The sequence below is a fragment of the Serratia nevei genome, assembly GCF_037948395.1.
GTDB classification, from domain to species: domain Bacteria; phylum Pseudomonadota; class Gammaproteobacteria; order Enterobacterales; family Enterobacteriaceae; genus Serratia; species Serratia nevei.
On sequence record NZ_CP149940.1, the window covers coordinates 1,647,497 to 1,668,505 of the forward strand.

The 21,009-nt window shown below is 51.7% G+C and carries 18 protein-coding genes; 4 read left to right on the forward strand and 14 right to left on the reverse strand.

The genetic code is table 11. The annotated features are described in order from the left end of the window. Positions 1–127: 127 nt before the first annotated feature. The 3 genes from galE (at position 128) to rfbD (ending at position 3,233) form a co-directional block, all read left to right on the forward strand. Positions 128–1,141: a UDP-glucose 4-epimerase GalE gene (gene galE, locus V8N38_RS07795; RefSeq protein ID WP_147095297.1), complete on the forward strand. Its 1,014-nt coding sequence runs from the start codon at positions 128–130 to the stop codon at positions 1,139–1,141. Between the two features lie 680 nt (positions 1,142–1,821). Continuing rightward, positions 1,822–2,355 carry a dTDP-4-dehydrorhamnose 3,5-epimerase gene (gene rfbC, locus V8N38_RS07800; RefSeq protein ID WP_084826535.1) on the forward strand — a complete coding sequence of 178 codons (534 nt, stop codon included), beginning with the start codon at positions 1,822–1,824 and terminating at the stop codon, positions 2,353–2,355. Beyond that, positions 2,355–3,233, forward strand: coding sequence for a dTDP-4-dehydrorhamnose reductase (gene rfbD / locus V8N38_RS07805; protein WP_142109582.1), 879 nt, complete (start codon positions 2,355–2,357; stop codon positions 3,231–3,233). Before rfbC ends, rfbD begins: the two co-directional genes overlap by 1 nt. Before the next feature lie 88 nt (positions 3,234–3,321). Here rfbD and V8N38_RS07810 read toward each other — a convergent pair whose 3' ends face one another. The 7 genes from V8N38_RS07810 to V8N38_RS07840 form a co-directional block, all read right to left on the reverse strand. Then, positions 3,322–4,146, reverse strand: coding sequence for a glycosyltransferase (locus V8N38_RS07810; RefSeq protein ID WP_084826533.1), 825 nt, complete (start codon positions 4,144–4,146; stop codon positions 3,322–3,324). Next, complete coding sequence (locus tag V8N38_RS07815) at positions 4,127–5,212, reverse strand: glycosyltransferase family 1 protein (protein ID WP_147839516.1); 1,086 nt, start codon at positions 5,210–5,212, stop codon at positions 4,127–4,129. The genes V8N38_RS07810 and V8N38_RS07815 overlap by 20 nt, the downstream gene beginning before the upstream one ends. Next, positions 5,212–6,321 (reverse strand): non-hydrolyzing UDP-N-acetylglucosamine 2-epimerase, encoded by a 1,110-nt coding sequence (wecB, locus tag V8N38_RS07820; protein ID WP_142109583.1) that lies wholly within the window; start codon positions 6,319–6,321, stop codon positions 5,212–5,214. The genes V8N38_RS07815 and wecB overlap by 1 nt, the downstream gene beginning before the upstream one ends. Positions 6,322–6,382: 61 nt before the next feature. Then, the gene (locus V8N38_RS07825) at positions 6,383–7,432 is read right to left on the reverse strand and encodes a glycosyltransferase family 4 protein (RefSeq protein WP_089185737.1); all 1,050 of its coding nucleotides are present in this window, start codon (positions 7,430–7,432) and stop codon (positions 6,383–6,385) included. Then, entirely contained in the window at positions 7,422–10,190 is a 2,769-nt protein-coding gene (locus tag V8N38_RS07830; RefSeq protein WP_147839515.1) for a glycosyltransferase family 4 protein, read from the reverse strand. Before V8N38_RS07830 ends, V8N38_RS07825 begins: the two co-directional genes overlap by 11 nt. Beyond that, positions 10,183–11,517, reverse strand: coding sequence for an ABC transporter ATP-binding protein (locus tag V8N38_RS07835; protein ID WP_084826528.1), 1,335 nt, complete (start codon positions 11,515–11,517; stop codon positions 10,183–10,185). Before V8N38_RS07835 ends, V8N38_RS07830 begins: the two co-directional genes overlap by 8 nt. Next, positions 11,507–12,334 carry an ABC transporter permease gene (locus V8N38_RS07840; protein WP_084826527.1) on the reverse strand — a complete coding sequence of 276 codons (828 nt, stop codon included), beginning with the start codon at positions 12,332–12,334 and terminating at the stop codon, positions 11,507–11,509. Before V8N38_RS07840 ends, V8N38_RS07835 begins: the two co-directional genes overlap by 11 nt. A gap of 1,028 nt (positions 12,335–13,362) precedes the next feature. On the opposite strand from V8N38_RS07840, the gene gndA reads away from it, so the two are divergent. Further along, on the forward strand, positions 13,363–14,769 hold the full coding sequence (gene gndA, locus V8N38_RS07845; protein ID WP_060440334.1) for an NADP-dependent phosphogluconate dehydrogenase: 1,407 nt from the start codon (positions 13,363–13,365) through the stop codon (positions 14,767–14,769). A gap of 74 nt (positions 14,770–14,843) precedes the next feature. On the opposite strand, the gene hisIE is transcribed toward gndA, so the two are convergent. Genes hisIE through hisD form a run of 7 tightly spaced genes read right to left on the reverse strand, consistent with a single transcriptional unit; the run spans position 14,844 to position 21,005 of the window. Continuing rightward, entirely contained in the window at positions 14,844–15,464 is a 621-nt protein-coding gene (gene hisIE / locus V8N38_RS07850; RefSeq protein ID WP_147839514.1) for a bifunctional phosphoribosyl-AMP cyclohydrolase/phosphoribosyl-ATP diphosphatase HisIE, read from the reverse strand. Further along, a complete protein-coding gene (gene hisF, locus V8N38_RS07855) occupies positions 15,458–16,234 on the reverse strand; it encodes an imidazole glycerol phosphate synthase subunit HisF (RefSeq protein WP_060440332.1) in 777 nt (258 codons plus the stop codon). Before hisF ends, hisIE begins: the two co-directional genes overlap by 7 nt. Then, on the reverse strand, positions 16,216–16,953 hold the full coding sequence (hisA, locus tag V8N38_RS07860) for a 1-(5-phosphoribosyl)-5-[(5-phosphoribosylamino)methylideneamino]imidazole-4-carboxamide isomerase (protein ID WP_060421534.1): 738 nt from the start codon (positions 16,951–16,953) through the stop codon (positions 16,216–16,218). The genes hisF and hisA overlap by 19 nt, the downstream gene beginning before the upstream one ends. Before the next feature lie 5 nt (positions 16,954–16,958). Further along, positions 16,959–17,549, reverse strand: coding sequence for an imidazole glycerol phosphate synthase subunit HisH (gene hisH, locus V8N38_RS07865; protein WP_004938803.1), 591 nt, complete (start codon positions 17,547–17,549; stop codon positions 16,959–16,961). Beyond that, positions 17,549–18,616: a bifunctional histidinol-phosphatase/imidazoleglycerol-phosphate dehydratase HisB gene (gene hisB, locus V8N38_RS07870; protein WP_033637767.1), complete on the reverse strand. Its 1,068-nt coding sequence runs from the start codon at positions 18,614–18,616 to the stop codon at positions 17,549–17,551. Before hisB ends, hisH begins: the two co-directional genes overlap by 1 nt. Beyond that, a complete protein-coding gene (gene hisC / locus V8N38_RS07875) occupies positions 18,613–19,701 on the reverse strand; it encodes a histidinol-phosphate transaminase (protein WP_033646737.1) in 1,089 nt (362 codons plus the stop codon). Before hisC ends, hisB begins: the two co-directional genes overlap by 4 nt. Beyond that, complete coding sequence (gene hisD / locus V8N38_RS07880; RefSeq protein WP_060440329.1) at positions 19,698–21,005, reverse strand: histidinol dehydrogenase; 1,308 nt, start codon at positions 21,003–21,005, stop codon at positions 19,698–19,700. The genes hisC and hisD overlap by 4 nt, the downstream gene beginning before the upstream one ends. Positions 21,006–21,009 lie beyond the last annotated feature (4 nt).

A 21,009-nucleotide genomic window follows, 5' to 3' on the forward strand; every position in this document is an offset into this window, starting at 1 on the left:
TCTAGGATGAGGGCGGCTTTTTGCCGCTCTTTCTTCATGGTGCGCTCAGAAGGTTGTATGATGCATCCATTATTAAATGGGGTGCTTTTGTCAAACAAAGGGTGTTACCGAAGTATAAGGGGTTGATATGGCAATTCTAGTCACCGGCGGTGCCGGTTACATCGGGTCTCACACCGTTTTATCTCTGTTGGAACGTGGCGAAGACGTGGTGGTATTGGACAATTTGTCTAACTCATCTGCGGAGTCATTGCAGCGGGTGGAGAAACTGGCGGGGAAAGCCGCCGTGTTCTACCAGGGAGATGTTCAGGATGCCGAATGCCTGCATCGCATCTTTGAAGCGCACTCGATTACGAGCGTGATCCATTTCGCCGGTCTTAAGGCGGTGGGGGAATCTACGCGTAAACCGCTGGAATACTACCAGAATAACGTTACTGGCACGCTGGTGTTGTTGGATGCGATGCGCCGTGCCGGCGTACATGCGTTCATTTTTAGCTCGTCCGCCACCGTCTATGGGGCCAATTCGCCGGTGCCTTACGTCGAGACGACGCCGATCGGCGGCACGACCAGCCCTTATGGTACGTCCAAGCTGATGGTGGAACAGATTCTGCAGGATTTCGCCAAGGCTGAGCCGCAGTTTTCGATTATTGCCTTGCGTTACTTTAACCCGGTAGGTGCCCATGAGTCGGGGTTGATCGGCGAAGATCCTAACGGAATTCCCAATAACCTGTTGCCTTATATCTCGCAGGTTGCTATTGGCAAACTGGAAAAGCTGGGTATTTTCGGCGGGGATTACCCGACGAACGATGGGACGGGAGAGCGTGATTACATTCATGTCATGGATCTAGCCGAAGGCCATCTGAAAGCGATGGATCATCTGCCGAAGCTCAACGGATTTAAGGCCTATAACCTGGGGGCCGGTGTAGGGCACTCGGTGCTGGCGATGGTTCAGGCATTTGAAAAAGCCTCCGGTGTCGCGATCCCTTACCAAATATTGCCACGCCGCGACGGCGATCTGCCTGCCTTCTGGGCGAATGCCGATCTGGCTTATCAGGAGCTGGGGTGGAAAGTGCGCAGGGGACTCGATGACATGATGCGCGATACTTGGAACTGGCAGAAGAAAAATCCTAGGGGTTACCATTAAACCACACTGATTAAAAATATTGATTGCGGGTGGTCTGGGAGGTGCTCCGACAGTCACAGGGCTATCGGAGCCCAATAAACATGAAGACCACCGATCAGCGAGGGTTGTTACCTCGCTTTTTTATGGGCCTTATTTGATAATAATCAGCACTTCCTTATGAAAAATCCACGCTATCAGATTATACTGGTGCCATTGAAGTGGCTTTATTGGGATGATATGCCGTTATGGCATGAAATCGCAGGGTAATGCTGGTCGCGGTGTTTGGTGTGTGAATATGAGATGTTCCCTCCTGGAAATGCCTTGTTGAAGGTTTGTTGAGAGAGACAAGAGCAGCAGATATGTTAGCCTATCAGGCTTGTGAAGCGATAAACCCCACCATTTCTCTTGCTTTGCATCAGTAAGGTGTAATGAAGTTTTACGCTAATGGGGGAGCATCAAACCGTTGTGGGGAAGACGCTGTGCTTGGTCACGGATTTTGTCAATCGTTTACCGCAAAATGATGCTGCTTGGCTCTCTTGTTTTCCTCTGTTTTCGCGTTGCCAACAAACAGGTAGCTTTGAGGAAGATTAGGCTTCGTTCACGTTTTTCGTTATCACGACAATAAAGCTAATGTGTTATAAGTTACTGTATTTGCGAGGGTTTTGTGAGCAAAAATTCTCGCGTCTTATGAGGTACGCAGAATGCAGGTTATCGATACTAAAATCGATGGAGTCAAAGTCATTCAACCAACGGTATTCAGTGATACTCGCGGTTTTTTTATGGAAACGTTCGAGAAGCGTCGCTTTCAAGACATGTTGGATATTGACTTGGACTTCGTCCAAGACAATTATTCGCGCTCTTCTCGGGGGGTTTTGCGTGGACTGCACTATCAGGATATCAAGCCGCAGGGTAAGTTGGTTCGCGTGGTGCGAGGTGAAGTCTATGATGTTGCAGTAGATATTCGCCCAGACTCACCCACGTTTGGCAAGTGGGAAGGCATTGTGCTATCGGAAGAGAACAAGACCCAGCTTTGGATCCCTCCTGGTTTGGCCCACGGCTTTGTCGTGCTCTCTGAGAGCGCGGATTTTGAATATAAGTGTACTGATTACTATTCTCCAGAGCATGAAAGATGTTTGATGTGGAATGACCCCGATGTCGGTGTGGTGTGGCCTGTTAGTCACCCTGTTTTGTCGGAAAAGGACAAGAACGGTAAATTTCTCAGAGAACTGATTTGATGAGAATTCTTTTGACCGGAGCTAAAGGGCAGGTCGGACGCTGTTTTATCGATCGGGCACCAGCCGATTGGGTTATTATGGCGACCGATCGCAACATGCTGGACATTACCAACCCAGAGCAGGTCAGGGCCGTCGTCGAGGCGTTTCAACCGACGGCGATCATAAACGCTGCAGCCTATACCGCCGTTGATAAAGCGGAACAAGATTGCGAGGCTGCGTTGTTAGCCAACGTTGTAGGCCCAGCCAATTTGGCCTTGGTTGCAAAGGCAATGGAGTGCCGACTGCTTCATATTTCTACAGATTATGTTTTTGATGGCTTGGGCAAGCTTCCCTACAATGAGTTGGCTGGAACCCGCCCACTGTGCATTTACGGGAAAACCAAGCGTGATGGCGAATTGGCGATCGTTTCAGAAATGCAAGATGCGATAATTCTTCGCACTTCCTGGGTTTTCAGTGAATATGGCGAAAATTTCGTTAAAACCATGCTGAGGCTTGCTAGGCAACGTGAATCTCTTGATATCGTAGCCGATCAACGCGGTTGCCCGACATATGCGGGGGACATCGCAGACGCGATGATAAAAATGTTGCTTAGTGAGGTTCAGGGAGGGATCTATCACTTCTGCGGGGATGAAGAGGTCTGCTGGAGTGAGTTTGCGGAGCACATATTTAAAGTTGCCGCGGATGTGGGGGCGATTTCTCGCATGCCAAAAGTCAGTAAAATAACATCAGAACAATATGTGACTTTGGCTAAGCGTCCTAAATATTCAACTTTGAGTTGCAATAAAATCAATGGGATAGGTATTCCTGCTTCTAACTGGCAGTCAGCCCTGGAATACGTGATTTCTCGATTGAGAAAAATGGGTTACTTACAAGAGTAATGTCGGCACCGTGAGGGTGAGCATGATGTATTTTGTTCTTTTCATGCTCACCCGACAGTAATTGGCGCATAGCTTTTTCGCTATGGAGTTACCAAATTTTCCAGCCGTGAATATTAAAGAAAGTAATCATTGAGCGTGAAAATAGCTTAATATGCGCCCAGCCTTTTCGCGCCGCATGGCCACCGTAATGCACGACTTTGACATCAGGGACATAGGCTATTCTGGTAATTTTTGCCGTACGGATGCTGAGGTCGAAATCTTCGAAGTAAAGAAAGAATTTAGGATTGAATCCGGATAATTCTTTCAGTACGCTGTAGCGGAAAAACATAAAACAGCCACTCACGATAGGCGGATCGAAATAAACATCGTGAGGCGTTAGCGTATCAGCCATCTCATAGCGTCGAAGATAACTTTTGAAAAAACGCTTTCCTTTAACCGAGGCAAAGAAACGCAATAAATATACAAATACAGAAGGGTATCGCTTACACAAATATTGTGTTTCCCCGCTTCCCCAGGTTGCATACGGCGTAATTAAGCCACATTCAGGGTGAGCATCCATAAAGGAGAATGCATTCTCTAATGCATTTTTATCCATCTCTAAATCGGGGTTTAAAATAAGGGTGTATTTTGACTTAATAGCTAGGCTTAAATTATGTGACGCTCCAAAGCCAGGATTGTCTGGTCGCGATGTGTAATTTCCGGGAATAACGTCAAGGAACTCTTTAATTAGCGCAGTGACTACAGGATCAGTAGTTGGCGAGTTATCAACAACCAATAAATAACAGTCGCGTGCTTTAAAAACGTTTGTCTCAACAAGTGCGGCAAGGGTTTTTCTTAAATCTACAAGATTCGGTTTGAAAATTACTAATGAGATTGTAAGAAATTTTTCATCTTCAATAGCCGGTAAAGACATGAGAGAATCGTCCACTCCATCTTGGGATGTCGTTTGGTTTTTTAGGTGAAGGAAAAACTAGCGTGTTGTCAGGTATGTTTATGTCTAACGTTGTGTCTGAATTGCAGGTTTCATCCTTATGATGCCATAGCATCTCGCCAAATGGCGTAGACAGAATGATTTTTCCTGCCAGTCTGTATTCGTAGAACTTAACTGGGTCGACATATTTGGTTATGTCATTCTGCAAAAAAGGAATAATCACATAGTCAAACGTTGATATCTTTTCCATAACCCGTGGGTGTGGAATGGCCGGTTCCAGAATGATATTTTTAGGTAAGTTTTCCGGTGTTTTGGTCTTTCTTGGTCCCACCAGATTTATGATTTTTTCCGGGTTTTTGGTTGCCAACTCGATAACCCAGTTCCAGTCAAACCAGCTCGCGATTGTACCAATATACCCAAACGTGACTTGCTTATTAGACGGTTCGGGAAGATTTATTTTCTGAATGTCATCCGAACATGCATTCAGCACCAACACAGTTTTGTGGGGTGCGATAGACGAAAACTTCTCGATTAAGGCATGGCTTGAGCAGAATATACGGTCAACCTGCAGGGCGATTTTTTTTTCAAGATTAGCCGTGTTCTTCTTTGATATACCGGAATAAAACGAGGGGAAATCGTCCATGGCGTCATACCACACTTGTCGCCATTTAAATTGCTTGATAAGCATGTTGGCCAACAGGCAGGGTTTACCGATTACCAAGATGGTGTCTTCGGATATAAAATTCTTTATATCGTCAATGATTTTCTTTATTTTTCCATGGTTGAGCAGCTTAAACAACGCAGGTATTGGCTCCACGGGAGCTACAAAACCCAATCGAGTCAGTTGCAGACCGCCTATCAAATTCAACCCGGCCGGTTCAGGGGCATGGCGGCCGGGGGTCAGATCGGCGAGGGTGGGAAAACGACTAGGATAAGGCTCAATCCACAAAAGTTCCTGGGTGGCATGAGTCAGCGCATATTTGGCGAAAAAATGAGGTCGCTGACTTATGCTCAACCAGGGAACAGCTGAAAGATAGACGATTTTCATTAGCATTGTTCAGTAAAGAAATTGCGGACGATACGGACGATACGCTGGCTGGACTCACCATCACCGTAAGGAGAGCTTCCTTTTGCCATTTCTTGATAGGCCTGAGGGCTATCAAGCAGCAAAGACGCTTCTCTTACGATGTCCGCTTGTTCCGTTCCGATTAATTTCACCACGCCTTCCGAGACGGCTTCTGGGCGCTCGGTATCGCGACGTAAGACCAAGACGGGTTTACCCAAGGCCGGAGCTTCTTCTTGCACGCCGCCAGAGTCGGAAAGAATCAGGTAGGCATTCTTCATGGCGGCAACGAAAGGGCCATAGTCAAATGGGCTGACCAGCTTAATTCTTTCGTGGTCTTTTAACAGACGATCCGTGACTTCGCGCACGTTTGGGTTGGGGTGGACGGGGAAAAGAATATAGATATCACTATATTTTTCAATAAGTTCAATAACCGCGTTGCAGATATTGACAATAGGTTGGCCGAAGTTCTCTCTGCGATGAGAAGTGATAAGAAGCACCCGGGCGTCTTGGGGAATATCGACGCCGATATCAAACGTCTTTTGTGCGGTCGTCAGCAAGGCATCAATCACGGTGTTTCCCGTAACGTGAATATGCTCTTCAGGAATGCCTTCGCGCAAGAGGTTGCTTTTAGATACTTCAGTCGGAGCAAAATGCAAGCGTGCTAAATGTCCGGCAAGAATACGGTTTGCTTCTTCAGGAAAAGGTGAATAGAGGTCGTGTGTACGCAGACCCGCCTCAAGATGAGCGAAAGGCACTTTCTTGTAGAAACAGGCCAGTGACGTCACGAAGACGGTCGTCGTATCGCCTTGTGCGATAACCAAATCCGGTGCTGCCTCTTCGAGAGTTCGGTCGATGCTGGTCATCAGGCGCGCGGTCAACTCTGGCAATGTTTGCCCAGGTGTCATGACATTAAGATCATAATCGGCTTCAATTTCGAAAAGTTGGAAAGCCTGATCCAACAGGTCTCGGTGTTGGGCCGTCGCCAATACGCAAACGTCGAATTCACCGGAGGCCTGAAGTGCCTTGATCACCGGAGCCATTTTTATCGCTTCCGGACGAGTACCCACAACGCACATAATTTTTTTTAGCATAACTTCCTCAAAATATTAAAATCCCCATTCTGAAAATAAAATCAGCATGGGGTGATCGGAATCAGTGTCTGCGAAGCAATTCGTCCCAATCGCTCATAAAGGCATGAGCTGAAAACTTATCTTTAAGTTCGGATAGTGATGTTTTGGACTGTGCATAGTTATCAGAAATAAACTCTATTTTTTCTGACAATTGACGAGCGCCATGCAGCGGATAGGTGAAGTCTTTCTCTCGCGGCGCCACTAAATAGCAGTGTGCTTCGATATCGGATAAGACTACAGGTATATCGGAACAAATGGCTTCTGAAGCGGATAGCCCAAAAGATTCCCCTGTTGAAGGTGAAATAAATATGCCATTTGCCTGAGAGACCGCGATGAGAAGCTTATCAACTTTTAAAAATGGCACTGGCGGTAAGACGACGGAATCGCCAATCAGGCCTCGGCTCGCTAACTCGGCATTGATGTCGATCTCAGAAGATTGCGGACCGCACAGAAGAAGCATATATTCTTCAGGATTACGTGCCTTCAGAGAAACAAATGCATCTAATAGTTCTAGTGGATTTTTTAACTTATCCATACGTCCCAAAAAGAGGATAGGCCTTCTCGACCAGCGTGGTAACGTTGGAATACTATCCGCCTCATGAGATATATGATCCCACGGAACAAAATTCCGCAGCAGTAGTAGCTGGCAGGGCGCTTTCTTCAATTCAGGTTCAAGTTGTTCCATGAATAAATTTGAAGGACATAGTATCGCCAAACAACTTTCCGGGATGTTGTTCAGATAGGCTCTATTATCCTTATAAGGCGTATGGCACTCTGCAAAGTATTTAAGCTGCTTTGCATGGCAAAACTCAAGCGCTGCAGGGAAATCGATACAGAATATATAGTGGTAACTCTGCTCTTGCAGATAATTCAGATTGACTATTTTTACATTGACGTTTTTACAATCAGAGAGAGCGGAGGTAATAGCTTTAGCTGCACCTGAGTCGTGAGTAAAGAGGACGTCAATCTGATAAACTCCTGTATCATTGAGCAGCTTTGCTCGGGTCAACATGACCTTTTCAACACCACCGTGCGTAGCCCAAGGATAGATGAATGCTATTTTACGAAGCATAAAGCTCCCCAATTCCATTTTTATTCAAAATATCAGATTCCATTTTTTTGAATCTGGCTGCCCAGGTTGTTTCTTGCAAGAATGTTTCAAGTTCGGAAGAAAGTCGCTCGCAACTTAGTGTTTTCTTGAACATCTCAATGATATCACTGCCATCGGAAAAATAAGTCATTGGGTAGCGTTTGATATGTTCGATGCCTGTTACCAACGTAGGCAGACCAAAATAAAGGTATTCATATATTTTTATAGGGTCTACCGCCTGGGCAAGCTCACCGCTTTTGAATGGGATCAACCCGATCGACCATTCTTTAACATATTGATGGAGATCTTTCGGCATCACTTTACCAATCAGCACGATGTTGGCAAATTTTTTCACTCTTTCGATAACCCACTCAGGCTCACCATAACCAATAATTTCAAAATGATGCTGAGGGTAATGTTCGGCCAGTTTAAAGATGATCTCCCAGTCAAACCAAGAATCCGTAAGATGGCCGAAGTAGCCCACTTTATTGGAGGTACTTTGTGCAATATTGCGTGTATCGCCCAATACATTTTCTGAGTAGCCGTTGCCGATCACCTCAATATCGCTTCGAAGTGTGGCGAATTTATCGCGCAATGATGGAGCAACACCGCATACATAATCACTTTGCAAAACGATAGTTTCTTCCGCTTCTCGCAGATACCAAGGTGCTTGGCCAACTTGATTGAAGCACTCCCACTCATCCATGATGTCGTAAGCAATGTGGCAGCCTTGCATTCTGAAATCGTAGATGGCTGGTATAAATACCTGCGCCGGCAGAGTAATGATGAATAGCGCTGTTTTGCCATTTAAATTACATTGTTTGGTTTGATTGACGAATTCATACAAAGGCACTTGGTAAACGTTTTTCCACACCTGTGAGCAACCTTTTGATAAAGACTCCTGTGGTGTCCATTGCCAGGCGATAAAAATAACTTTATACCCTTTTTCAGCAAAATATTTTGCCGCATTAATCGGACGTTGGTTAACTAATTCGTCAAATTCAAAACTACAAGGAATAAAGACGACTTTTTCCGCTTTGTTCAGCTCGAGGAGCCATGCAGGCAAGTTTTCTGGGGCTGTAATTTCGGTTGCAGCAGCATCGCAGCGGTACTGAAAATACTTTTGCACGTAGCGATGGCGTTGTGAGTGTAGTTTTACTCTCAGAGGCTCGGGAAGTTTCCAGTAAAGAGTTTTAGCTAACTCATAACGTTTTTCAGGCCTGGTGGCAGCCTGGCCGGCGAGCTGTAACCAATATCTGATCTTTTGCATCGAGCTTGCTCCCACGGCTTGTGCCTGGGTTTGCGTATGCTGGTTTTGCTGTTCCGCCATAGAGGTCAAGAGTTGAACCAGAGATTTAACGTCTTGTTGCAACGATTGATTTTGCTTCTCTATTGCACTTAATTTTGCCATCACAGACTGCTCGGCATTAGGGGGAATGTCTGTACTACTCTGAAGAGCACCCATTTCCTTATCGAGTTTATTTTTCATTCCGACGTTCTCGGTTAAAATTTCATCGTGCGCAGTTGTAATAGCGCGGCTTTCTAATAAACGATTTGCTACCGTTTTAAAAATGGTAGTAATAAATTCGTTAGTGTATAAATAGTTTTCGTCGTTCTGCGATGTAGATGCTTCTGCTAATTTTTGATAAAGACTTAATGAATCGCTGTTGTCATATCTTTCTTTATCAGGAGTCGGCAAGCTTTCGAAAATCTGACTCCATCGACCTTTACTTTGGTGGTGGTTGAGCAAAGATGGAGAAATAGGGCGGGCGCTGGAAAACTCGGCAATGAGTTGCTCTTCGTCGACATTGCTCAGGTTCCTGCCTGAAAAATTGCAATAGGCGGCTTGCTTGAAGAGTTCATCATCAAGTATTCCTTTGATGCCGTCATATCCTACGAGGCAGATAGGGATATGACTAAACCCCGCCTCAAGTACGCCACGTCCCATACCTGCAAAGCCGGCATAGTTTTTCATCACGGCGGGAATGTTGCTAACGGTACCTTTAAAATTAACCCAGTCGCTGTAATCGTTATCGCTGACATAAGTTCTGATTAGGTGTTCATGATCACCGGCCCCATAAATATCCAAGCCATCTATTGATTCGCAGCGACTAGCGAAGTCGATGAAGCTTATAATACCATCGGATTTGTCGCTGTCTAATCTACTCGCGATCAACCAGTTTTTATTCTCAGCGCTCTCTATCTTTGCGTTTTGGACTTGGTTATCATTGATTAGATTAGGAATGATCATGACCGAAGGATGGTCGATAATTTCCGCCAGTTGGTCCGCTGTTTCTTGAGACACGCAAAATATTGTTTGCAACGTCTTTAAAAAATAAATGGCCAGCGCTTGGTTATAAATGTTCTTGGTGAAATGTTGCAGGGACAACGGCCCATGCAGCGTCAACAGTGAAGGAACTTTCTCACAATCTGCAGCAATCACTGCGGGGAAAATACAGTCAAAGGGGTGAACATGAACGAGATCAATATTCTTCTCTTTAATTACTCGACGTATCGAATCGATCGCCTGGCTGAGCTGACCGATAGAGCCTATATTCAAATCGGCATTTTCGTGGTATGAGCTCAGCTCTTCGGGCAACAGTGTCGAGTCTGCGACAGCGGCGGACATAAGGTGTACCTGATAACCTTGGGCAACCAGATCCTTTACCTGGGTGTCGATATAGGTCTCCAACCCGCCGATAGAGTAATACTGAGTTATGATAAGTATCGATTTATTCATATTCTCCTGACCACTTTTCGAGTGATAACGAAACAGGCAAGGCAGCAATACCTGACATTGTTGTACGAGGCTCTATGACCTTAAGGACGATCACGTCGGTTTTCTTATCAAGATAGGACATATCGGCGTGGCTGATGGAGTTGGCAATAGCTAATGAAACAAAATAGCTACCCTCGCACAGAGCCAGGTCAAGTTCAAACGTTGCCCTAAGAATATCGCCGCCTTTAGCATCATGGATATTTTTTTTATGGTATAAGGTACTGGTGCCAAATACCGTGATGCCTTCAACGGTCTTAATGACCAAGCCGGCTTGCAGCTCTTCTATCGGCCCAAACACGCTAATGTCGAAGCTAATGATGGCCTTTTCTCTAATGCGGAAAAGATCACATGGCTGATCGTGTATATCTTTTATAATCCAACTTTCAATGAGTGCGCCGCTGGTCAGTTCGCCTTCTGCTTGCGCTTCGGCTTGTTCCGCGATTGAGTCCTCAGGGCTGGCGACGCTGTCTTGGCCGTCCTTCACGGGGGTGTCGGCGGATTTGTTGGTATTTTTAGCAATGTTATTCAGATAGCGCAGGTAAGTTTTTTCATCTGAGTACAGCAGGGCATGGTATTGGTCGATGATTTCTTTGGCGCTACCGATGGCCTCTACCCGACCTTTTCGCAACAAAATGGCACGCTGACAAAACTTCTCAACGGTCGACGTGGAATGCGTCACCAGGATAATTGAACATCCTTGCGCACGCAGCGATTCGATATAATCGAAGCATTTGCGTTGGAATTTCTCATCACCGACCGACAGTGCTTCATCTACGATTAGCACTTCGGGTTTTATACAAGCCTGAACGGCGAAAGCCAGGCGTACATACATCCCGCTGGAGTAGGTTTTGACCGGCTGATCGATATGTTCGCCGATGTCGGCAAAAGCTTCGATTTCGGGAAATTTCTGATCCATTTCGCCGCGCGTCATACCGAGGATAATGCCGCTCAGGTACACGTTTTCACGACCAGTGAACTCGGGATTAAAGCCTGCACCGAGTTCCAGAAGTGCAGCCAGTTTACCATTGACTTCGACGCTACCAGAAGTGGCCGTCAAGGTGCCGGCAATAATTTGCAGCAGGGTACTTTTGCCTTCGCCATTACGGCCTAAAATGCCAAGCGTTTCTCCGCGCTTAACGTCAAAAGTGACGCCATTTAATGCCCAGAACTCTTTGAAAAACGTACGGCGACCAAACGAGAGCATCTGATATAAGCGATGCTTTGGGTTTGCGTACATTTCAAAGCGTTTCGAAATATTTTTGACTGAAATTGCGAATTCAGATGACATCGGCAAACCCTTTACGCGTGAACATAAACCAACCATAACCTAACAGCATGATGACGAACGAGGTGAGGGTGTAAATGCCCCAACTGCCCCAGACGATATTCTTGCCGAGCATCATGCAATCCCTCGCTTGCTCAATCACGTAAGTCAATGGGCTGAGTTGCATGAAGATGTGATACGCGTCAGGCAGCATGGAAATCGGATAGAATATCGGCGAAAGGTACATCAGAATCATGGTGAGCACGCCAACGACTTGTGCGATGTCTTTCAAGTAAACACCCAGTGATGAGAGGAACCAGGATACGCCCAGGACCATCATAAGGAATGGCGCAATAATCACCGGTAACCATAGAATGTGCCAGTTAGGGAGTCCAACAATCGCCACATAAAATAACAACCAGACGATCAAATTGATCACCATTTGAAACAGCGCGGTCAGCAAAGATACGAGCGGCAGTGTTTCAACTGGGAAAACAACTTTCTTAACATAGTTGACATTATTAACAATCAATGAAGGAGCGCGGTTAATGCATTCAGAAAAAAGCCCGAAGAAAATCAAACCAATGAATAATGCTAACGCAAATTCTCCTTTGGAATCGACTCCAGCACTCCAGCGGATTTTGAATACAACGCTGAAAACGAAGGTATAAATCACCATCATCAATACTGGGTTAATAAACGACCAAAGAAGCCCGATAAATGACCCTTTGTATTTACTGCCGATTTCCCGTTTAGAAAGTGAAATAACAAGATTCTTATTGGTGGCAAGTGTATGAAGACACCGATAAAAAGTCTTAACAAGAATAGAGAAAATATTCATTTAACACCTAGGCTATTGATTAACTTTTTTGACGTCATGGTTTAACTTTCTTCGCAATATAATCATGTGGAACGGATGCGTTATTGATATGACGGAGGGTGTGAAAATAGCTATAGGGCTAAACACAGGTTTCCGTAAGCACTCCATGGAAAATACGCCAACATTTTCTCTCGGAGATTTTCATATCGTAAACAGAATCTGTTTCATCCCCGCGCAACCTGCATGGTATTACCGCGGGCTATTGTCCAGCGTGTTTCTATCTTACTGTAATGCCGCGGAACACATTAGTGATATATAAGATTTTCTTTTGTTTTTCGATGCGTTCACTTCGGCAAAAAAACATCGCATTTCTCGATGAAACAGAAGTGAACACTGAATTCCCTGCATACAGGTTGCCTGATTTTTAGGCTGAACATTGCTCTGCATAAGCGTTTTCAGCCTAAAAAAGCACGCTACCGCCCTTGGTAAGCGAGAACCAATAGAGGGTAGGGGGTGTCGGTTTTCATTTATATGCTGAAACTATTTTCAGCAAAAATAGGCTAGAAAACCTTTATTATCCTACCACCAAATCACTTGTAATGCCTCTGGATTTTCAGGGTTTCAGTCTGTTCCTAGTAACCAGTGATGACATATTCAAATGAGATATGTGCAATTGCTAGGAATTGTAGGATTACAGGCCAAAATGCAAGCGTGGCGCGTCATTGGATGGTTTCTTCCGAGGGGGTGGTGCAGGTTAGGCGATGCGGTATCCTCATCTTGGTCCACATATTCTGGTTGATTTTTAGCCGTTGGCATGATGCGGCAGACCGCACATCCGAACCTTTTCTTTTCTGCAATGTTACCGGTAATGTAGCAATGAGCTCAGGACGTATACTTAGCTGCCAACTGTGCGTGATTTTGTAAAGATTGTTATGGCTGCGATAGGTACATGCTTAGGAATAATCATGTACAATAAAGCAATGCATCCCTACTATGTTGTATAACTATATGATTACAATGTAGTAATTATCTCAGACAGGAGTTCCTAAATGTCCAAGCAACAAATCGGCGTTGTCGGCATGGCGGTAATGGGCCGCAACCTCGCGCTGAACATCGAGAGCCGTGGTTACACCGTTTCCATTTTCAACCGTTCTGGCGACAAAACTGACGAAGTGATCGCTGAGAACCCGGGCAAAAACCTGGCGCCGTATTACACCGTTGAAGAGTTTGTTGAATCGCTGGAAAAACCGCGCCGCATCCTGCTGATGGTGAAAGCGGGCGAAGCGACGGATAAAACCATTGCCTCGCTGACTCCGCACCTGGACAAGGGCGATATTCTGATCGACGGCGGCAACACCTACTATCAGGACACCATCCGTCGTAACCGCGAACTGTCCGACCAGGGCTTCAACTTCATCGGCACCGGCGTTTCCGGCGGTGAAGAGGGCGCGCTGAAAGGGCCTTCCATCATGCCTGGCGGCCAGAAAGAAGCTTACGAGCTGGTGGCGCCAATCCTGAAGAAAATCGCTGCGGTTGCGGAAGGCGAGCCTTGCGTGACCTACATCGGCGCAGACGGTGCAGGCCATTATGTGAAAATGGTGCACAACGGTATCGAATACGGCGACATGCAGCTGATTGCCGAAGCCTATTCTCTGCTGAAGCAGGCGCTGAACCTGAGCAACGAGCAGCTGGCCGAAACCTTCGCCGAGTGGAACAAGGGCGAGCTGAACAGCTACCTGATCGACATCACCAAAGACATCTTCACCAAGAAAGACGAAGAGGGTAAATACCTGGTCGATGTGATCCTGGACGAAGCCGCCAATAAAGGCACCGGCAAGTGGACCAGCCAGAGCTCGCTGGATCTGGGCGAACCGCTGTCTCTGATCACCGAATCGGTGTTCGCACGCTACCTGTCCTCGCTGAAAGATCAGCGCGTTGCTGCCTCTAAAGTGCTGACCGGCCCGAAAGTGGCGCCGTTCACCGGCGACAAAGCCGAATTCATCGAGAAAGTGCGTCGCGCGCTGTATCTGGGCAAGATCGTGTCCTACGCACAGGGCTTCTCTCAGCTGAAAGCCGCGTCTAAAGAAAACAACTGGGATCTGCACTACGGCGAAATCGCCAAGATCTTCCGCGCCGGCTGCATCATCCGCGCCCAGTTCCTGCAGAAGATCACCGACGCGTATGCGGCGGACGCCGATATCGCCAACCTGTTGCTGGCGCCATACTTCAAGCAAATCGCCGACGAATACCAGCAGGCGCTGCGTGACGTGGTGGCTTATGCCGTGCAGAACGGTATCCCTACGCCAACCTTCTCCGCTGCGATCGCCTACTACGACAGCTACCGTTCCGCGGTGCTGCCGGCGAACCTGATCCAGGCGCAGCGCGACTACTTCGGCGCGCACACCTACAAACGCATCGACAAGGAAGGCGTGTTCCATACCGAATGGATGGAATAAGCCCGCTCGTTGAGCGATAAAAAAAGCCGCCGAGGTTAACGCCCGGCGGCTTTTTTATTGCGTGTAATTTAACGTCACGCTTTTTTCTGATGCCGCTCGCGCAGCCGGCCGATCACCGCGCTCAGATCCAGATCCTGGTCCTGCAGCAGCACCAGCAGGTGATAGATCAGGTCCGAAGCTTCGTTGGTCAGCTCTTCGCGATCGTTGACCGTGGCGGCCAGCGCGGTTTCCACGCCTTCCTCCCCGACTTTCTGCGCGATGCGCTTGGTGCCGCTGGTATACAGGCTGGCGGTGTACGAGCTGTCCGGGCTGGCGTGCTTGCGCTCCGCCAACAGCTGCTCCAACTGATAGAGGAACGTCCAGTCGCTGGCGGCCGGGTGGAAGCAGCTGCTGTTGCCGAGGTGGCAGGTCGGGCCGATCGGGTTGGCCAATACCAGCAGCGTGTCGTTATCGCAGTCCGGCGTAATGCTGACCACCTTGAGGAAATGGCCGGAGCTTTCACCCTTGGTCCACAGACGCTGCTTGGTGCGTGAGAAGAAGGTGACGTTACCGCTCTGCTCGGTGGTCGCCAGCGCTTCCTGCGTCATGTAACCCAGCATCAGCACTTCGCCGGAAACGGCGTGCTGCACGATGGCCGGCATCAGACCGTCGGTTTTTTCCCAGTCCAGCTGGTTTCTCTGTTGTTCTGTCAGCACACGCGAATCTCCACGCCTTGTTCAACCAGGAACCTTTTCAGTTCGCCGATATTGATGATTTGTTTGTGGAACACCGACGCCGCCAGCGCGCCGTCGACGTCCGCATCGCGGAACGCTTCCAGGAAGTGCTCCATGGTGCCCGCGCCGCCGGAGGCGATCAGCGGCACCTTGCAGGCCTCGCGCACCAGGCGCAGCTGCTGCAGATCGTAACCGTTGCGCACGCCGTCCTGGTTCATCATGTTCAGCACGATCTCACCGGCGCCGCGGCGCTGCACTTCCTGTATCCAGTCGAGGGTTTCCCACTGGGTGATGCGGGTGCGGCTCTCATCGCCGGTATATTGGTTGACGTGATACTTGCCGGTTTCACTGTCGAACCAGGTGTCGATGCCTACCACGATGCACTGCACGCCGAAGCGTTCCGCCAGGCGACTAATCAGCTCAGGATCGGCCAGCGCCGGCGAGTTGATTGAAATCTTGTCGGCGCCGAAAGACAGGATCTGGCTGGCGTCCTCGGCGCTTTTAATGCCGCCGGCGACGCAGAACGGGATATCAATCACCTCCGCCACGCGCGATACCCAGCTTTTGTCCACCACCCGGCCGTCGCTCGAGGCGGTGATATCGTAAAACACCAGCTCGTCCGCACCTTCTTGCGCATAGCGCTGCGCCAGCGGCACAATGTCGCCGATGATTTCGTGGTTGCGGAACTGCACGCCTTTCACCACTTGCCCGTCTTTAACATCCAGGCACGGGATTATCCGTTTTGCCAGCATGCGATCGCCTCCTCAACGCTAAATTTACCTTCCAGCAGGGCGCGCCCCACGATCACGCCGGCAACGCCGCTGCCGCGCAGCTGGGCGATGTCGTCCAGATTGCCGATGCCGCCCGAGGCCTGGAAGGCCACCTGCGGATAACGGCGGCCGATCTCCTGATACAGCGCCACGTTGGACCCAGCCAGCGTACCGTCGCGCGAAATGTCGGTGCATAGCACGTGCTTGAGCCCGTAGGGCAGGAACTGCTCCACCACCTGTTCCAGCGTGGCGTCGGAATCCTCCTGCCAGCCGCTAATGGCTACGCGTTTCACGCCCTGCGCGTCGATGCGCACGTCCAGCGCCAGCACCAGCGCGTCGGCGCCGTAGCGCTCGAACCAGCTCTGCACCAACTGCGGCTGTTTCACCGCGGTGGAGCCGATCACCACGCGCGTGGCGCCGGCCTCCAGCAGGGCACTGACGTCCTGCTCGTTGCGGATGCCGCCGCCGACCTGCACCGGCACGTCAACCCCCGCCAGCAGCTTGCGCAGCAGCGGGATCTGGCGCGCGGCCGGATCCTTGGCGCCGGTCAAATCGACCAGGTGCAGCACCTGGGCGCCCTGTTGTTGATAGTCCTGCAGGCGCAGCAGCGGATCGTTGCCGTAGTCGCGTTGTTGGCCGTAATCGCCCTGATGCAAACGCACCACGTTGCCGTCGATCAAATCCAAAGCCGGAATAATCATGCTGCCTACATCTCCAGAAAGTTTTTCAACAGTTGTGCGCCGGCCGCTCCAGAACGTTCTGGATGAAACTGCACGCCGAAGAAGTTGTCTTTTTGCACGGCGGCGGTGAAGGGCTCGCCGTAGTTCGCCTGGGCGATGGTGCTGGGGCATATCGGCATCGCATAGCTGTGAACGAAATAGAAGTAGGCGCCGTCATCGATGCCGCGGAACAGATGGTGGCCCGCCTGCGCGGACACCTGGTTCCAGCCCATGTGCGGCAGCGGCAGGCCGAAGTCGGTCATCTGCTTGACCGGCGTATCGATGAGGCCGAGCGTGGTCACGCCGCCGTTCTCTTCGCTGCTGGCCGCCAGCAGCTGCATGCCGAGGCAGATGCCCAGCACCGGCTGCGTGCAGGCCCTGATCAGTTCGATCAGATCGCGCTCGCGCAGTTGATCCATCGCCGCCTGTGCGGTGCCGACGCCCGGCAGGAACAGCTTGTCGGCGCGCAGCACGATCTCCGGATCGCGGCTCACCTCCGGCTGATAGCCCAGGCGCCGCACCGCGTAGGTGACGGAGGCCAGGTTGGCGCAGCCGGTATCCAAAATCACCACGTTCATCACAGCACTCCTTTCGAGCTCGGCAGGGTATTGCCCTCGACGCGGATCGCCTGGCGCAGCGTGCGGCCAAACACTTTGAACAGGCTCTCGACCCGGTGGTGGTCGTTTTTGCCCTTGGTCTTCAGGTGCAGCGTGCAGCCCATGGTGTAAGAGAGCGAACGGAAGAAGTGCTCGACCATTTCGGTGCTGAGATCGCCGACGCGCTGATAGTTGAACTCGGCCTTGTACTCCAGGTGCGGGCGGCCGGAGATATCCAGCGCGCAGCGCGCCAGGCATTCGTCCATCGGCAACACGAAGCCGAAGCGGGCGATGCCGCGCTTGTCGCCCAATGCCTTGTTCAGCGCTTCACCCAGCGCCAGGCCGGTGTCTTCCACCGTGTGGTGATCGTCGATATACAGATCGCCTTTGACGTCGATCTCCATGCGGAAGCCGCCGTGGGTGGCGATCTGATCCAGCATGTGATCGAAGAAGCCGACGCCGGTTTTGATCTTGCTGCCGCCTTCGCGATCCAGCCACACGTTGACGTCGATCTGCGTCTCTTTGGTCACGCGATTAACCCGCGCATGGCGATCGCGCAGCGTCAGCTGGCGCACGATCTCTTTCCAGCCCAGCACGCCGCGCTGGTAGCGCAGCCCCTGGATGCCCATGTTTTCTGCCAGCTGCACGTCGGTCGGTCGATCGCCGATCACGTAGCTGTGGGCGGCATTCAGCACGCCGGGTTCGAGGTAACCCTTCACCAGCGCGGTTTTCGGCTTGCGGCAGTCGCAGTTGTCCGCCGGCAGGTGCGGGCAGATCAGCACATCGGCGAACTGAATGCCCTGCGAGCTGAGGATCTGCATCATCAGGTTGTGCGGCGGATCGAAGGTTTCCTGCGGGAAACTGGCGGTGCCGAGCCCATCCTGATTGGTGATCATCACCAGCTGATACCCCGCCTGTTGCAGCGCCAGCAGGGAAGGGATCACGTCCGGCTCGAGCGCCAGCTTGTCCAGGCGGTCAACCTGGAAATCTTCCGGTGGCTCGGCGATCAGCGTGCCGTCACGATCGATAAAGAGGATTTTTTGGCTCACATTGGCTCCTGGCGAGTCTGGTTGGCACCGGGCAGGGCGGACAAGGCGTCCACCACGCGTTGACATTCGTCGCGGGTGCCTATGGTGATGCGCAGGCAGCCGGACAACCCGGGCTGTTTGTTTTGGTCTCGTAAGATAATGCCCTGATCCCACAAGCTTTTAAACACATTACTTGAGGCGGTGAAGCGGGCCAGCAGGTAATTGCTGTCGCTGGCGAAAACCTGCTCGACGCAGGCGCATTTTTCCAACTGTTGCTGCAGCCAGCTGCGGGTGGCGGCAATGTCGGTGACGCGCTGGCGCATGGTGCGGATACCTTCTTCGCTCAGCGCCTGCGCGGCGATATCCGCCACCGGCGTCGAAAGCGGGTAAGGCGCGATCACTTTCAGCAGCAGGGCGATCAGATCTTCGTTGGCGAGCGTAAAGCCGCAGCGCAGGCCGGCCAGCGCAAAGGCCTTCGACAGCGTGCGCAGGATAGCCAGGTGCGGATAGTCGCTCAGCCACCCGGCCACCGAGGCCTGCGGGCAAAACTCGATATAGGCTTCGTCCACCGCGACGATCGCCTTGCCTTTGGCCAGCTCCAGCAGGTTGCGCAGAGAGTCCGGATCGATCAGGTTGCCGGTCGGGTTGTTCGGGCTGCAGACGTAGATCAGCTTCACGTTGTCCATGCTGTCTGCGATGGCCGGCAGATCCAGCTGCCAGTCTTCTTTGGCGGCTACGGTGCGGCGCTCCACGCCGAAGGTTTCGGCGCTGACGGCGTACATGCCGTAGGTCGGCGGGCAGAACAAGATGGCGTCTTTACCCGGCTCGCAGAAGGCGCGGATCAGCAGCTCGATGCCTTCATCGGCGCCGCGGCTGACCAGCACCTGCTCTTTTTTCACCCCGGCGTAGGCGGCGTAGCGTTCGATCACCAACGCCGGCTGGCACTCCGGATAGCGGTTGAAGGTTTGCGCGGTCAGCTGGAACTCGGGCGCGATCGGGTATTCGTTGGCGTTCAACCACACGTCGCCCTTACCGCCGAGGCGGCGCGCCGATTGATAAGGGGTCAGCTCGCGAACGTTGGCGCGCGCCAGTTTTTCGATGCTCATGCTTGCTCCTTCAGGGCGGCGACGCGCAGGGTCACGGCGTTCTTGTGGGCGATCAGCTGCTCGGCGGCAGCCAGCGTCTCGATGGTGGCGGCCAGGTTGCTGAAGCCCTGCGGCGTCAGTTCCTGCACCGTCATGCGTTTTTGAAAATCGGCCAGCCCCAGGCTGGAGCAGGTGTCGGTGTAGCCGTAGGTCGGCAGCACGTGGTTGGTGCCGGAGGCGTAATCGCCGGCGGACTCCGGCGACCAGTCGCCGAGGAACACCGAGCCGGCGCTGGTGATGCCGTCTACCAGCTCGCGCGCATTGCGGGTCTGAATGATCAGGTGCTCCGGGCCGTAGCGGTTGCTGATGGCCACGCACTCAGGCAGATCGCGCGCTACGATCAGGCGGCTGCTCGCCAGCGCCTGGCGGGCGGTCTCGGCGCGCGGCAGCTCGGCCAGCTGGCTTTCCACCGCTTCGGCCACTGCCTGCGCCATTGCCGCGTCCGGCGTCAGCAGGATCACCTGCGAATCCGGGCCGTGTTCGGCCTGCGACAGCAGATCGGAAGCGACGAACGCCGGGGTGGCGCCGGCGTCGGCGATCACCAGCACCTCCGAAGGCCCGGCCGGCATGTCGATGGCCGCGCCGTCGAGACGCTGGCTGACCTGCCGCTTGGCTTCGGTCACGAAGGCGTTGCCCGGCCCGAAGATTTTCGCCACGCGCGGCACGCTTTCGGTGCCGAACGCCAGGGCGGCGATCGCCTGCGCGCCCCCGACCTGAAACACTTCCTGCACGCCGCACAGCTGCGCCGCATACAGGATCTCATCGGCGATCGGCGGCGGCGAACACAGCACCACCCGGCGGCAACCGGCGATGCGCGCCGGCGTCGCCAACATCAGCACGGTGGAGAACAGCGGCGCCGACCCGCCGGGAATATACAGGCCCACCGAGTCGATTGGGCGGGTCACCTGCTGGCAGCGCACGCCCGGCTGCGTTTCGACGTCCACCGGCGGCAGTCGCTGCGCGTTGTGGAAGGTGTCCACGTTGGCGACGGCCACCGCCATCGCCTGTTTGATGTCATCGCCCAGTCGGGCGCAGGCGGCGGCGATCTGCTCGGCGCTGACGCGCAGCGCGGCGACGTCCGCCTTGTCGAAACGGGCGCTGTAGTCGCGCAGCGCCCGATCGCCGTTGGCCTTCACGTTGTCGAGGATCTCGCTCACCGTGCGGGTGATGCTGTCGGAAGCGGCGATTGCCGGGCGCATCAGCAGCTCGGCCTGGCGTTCGGCGCTGCACGTTGCCCAATCGATCGGCGTGTTGAAGGTCGACATGGCG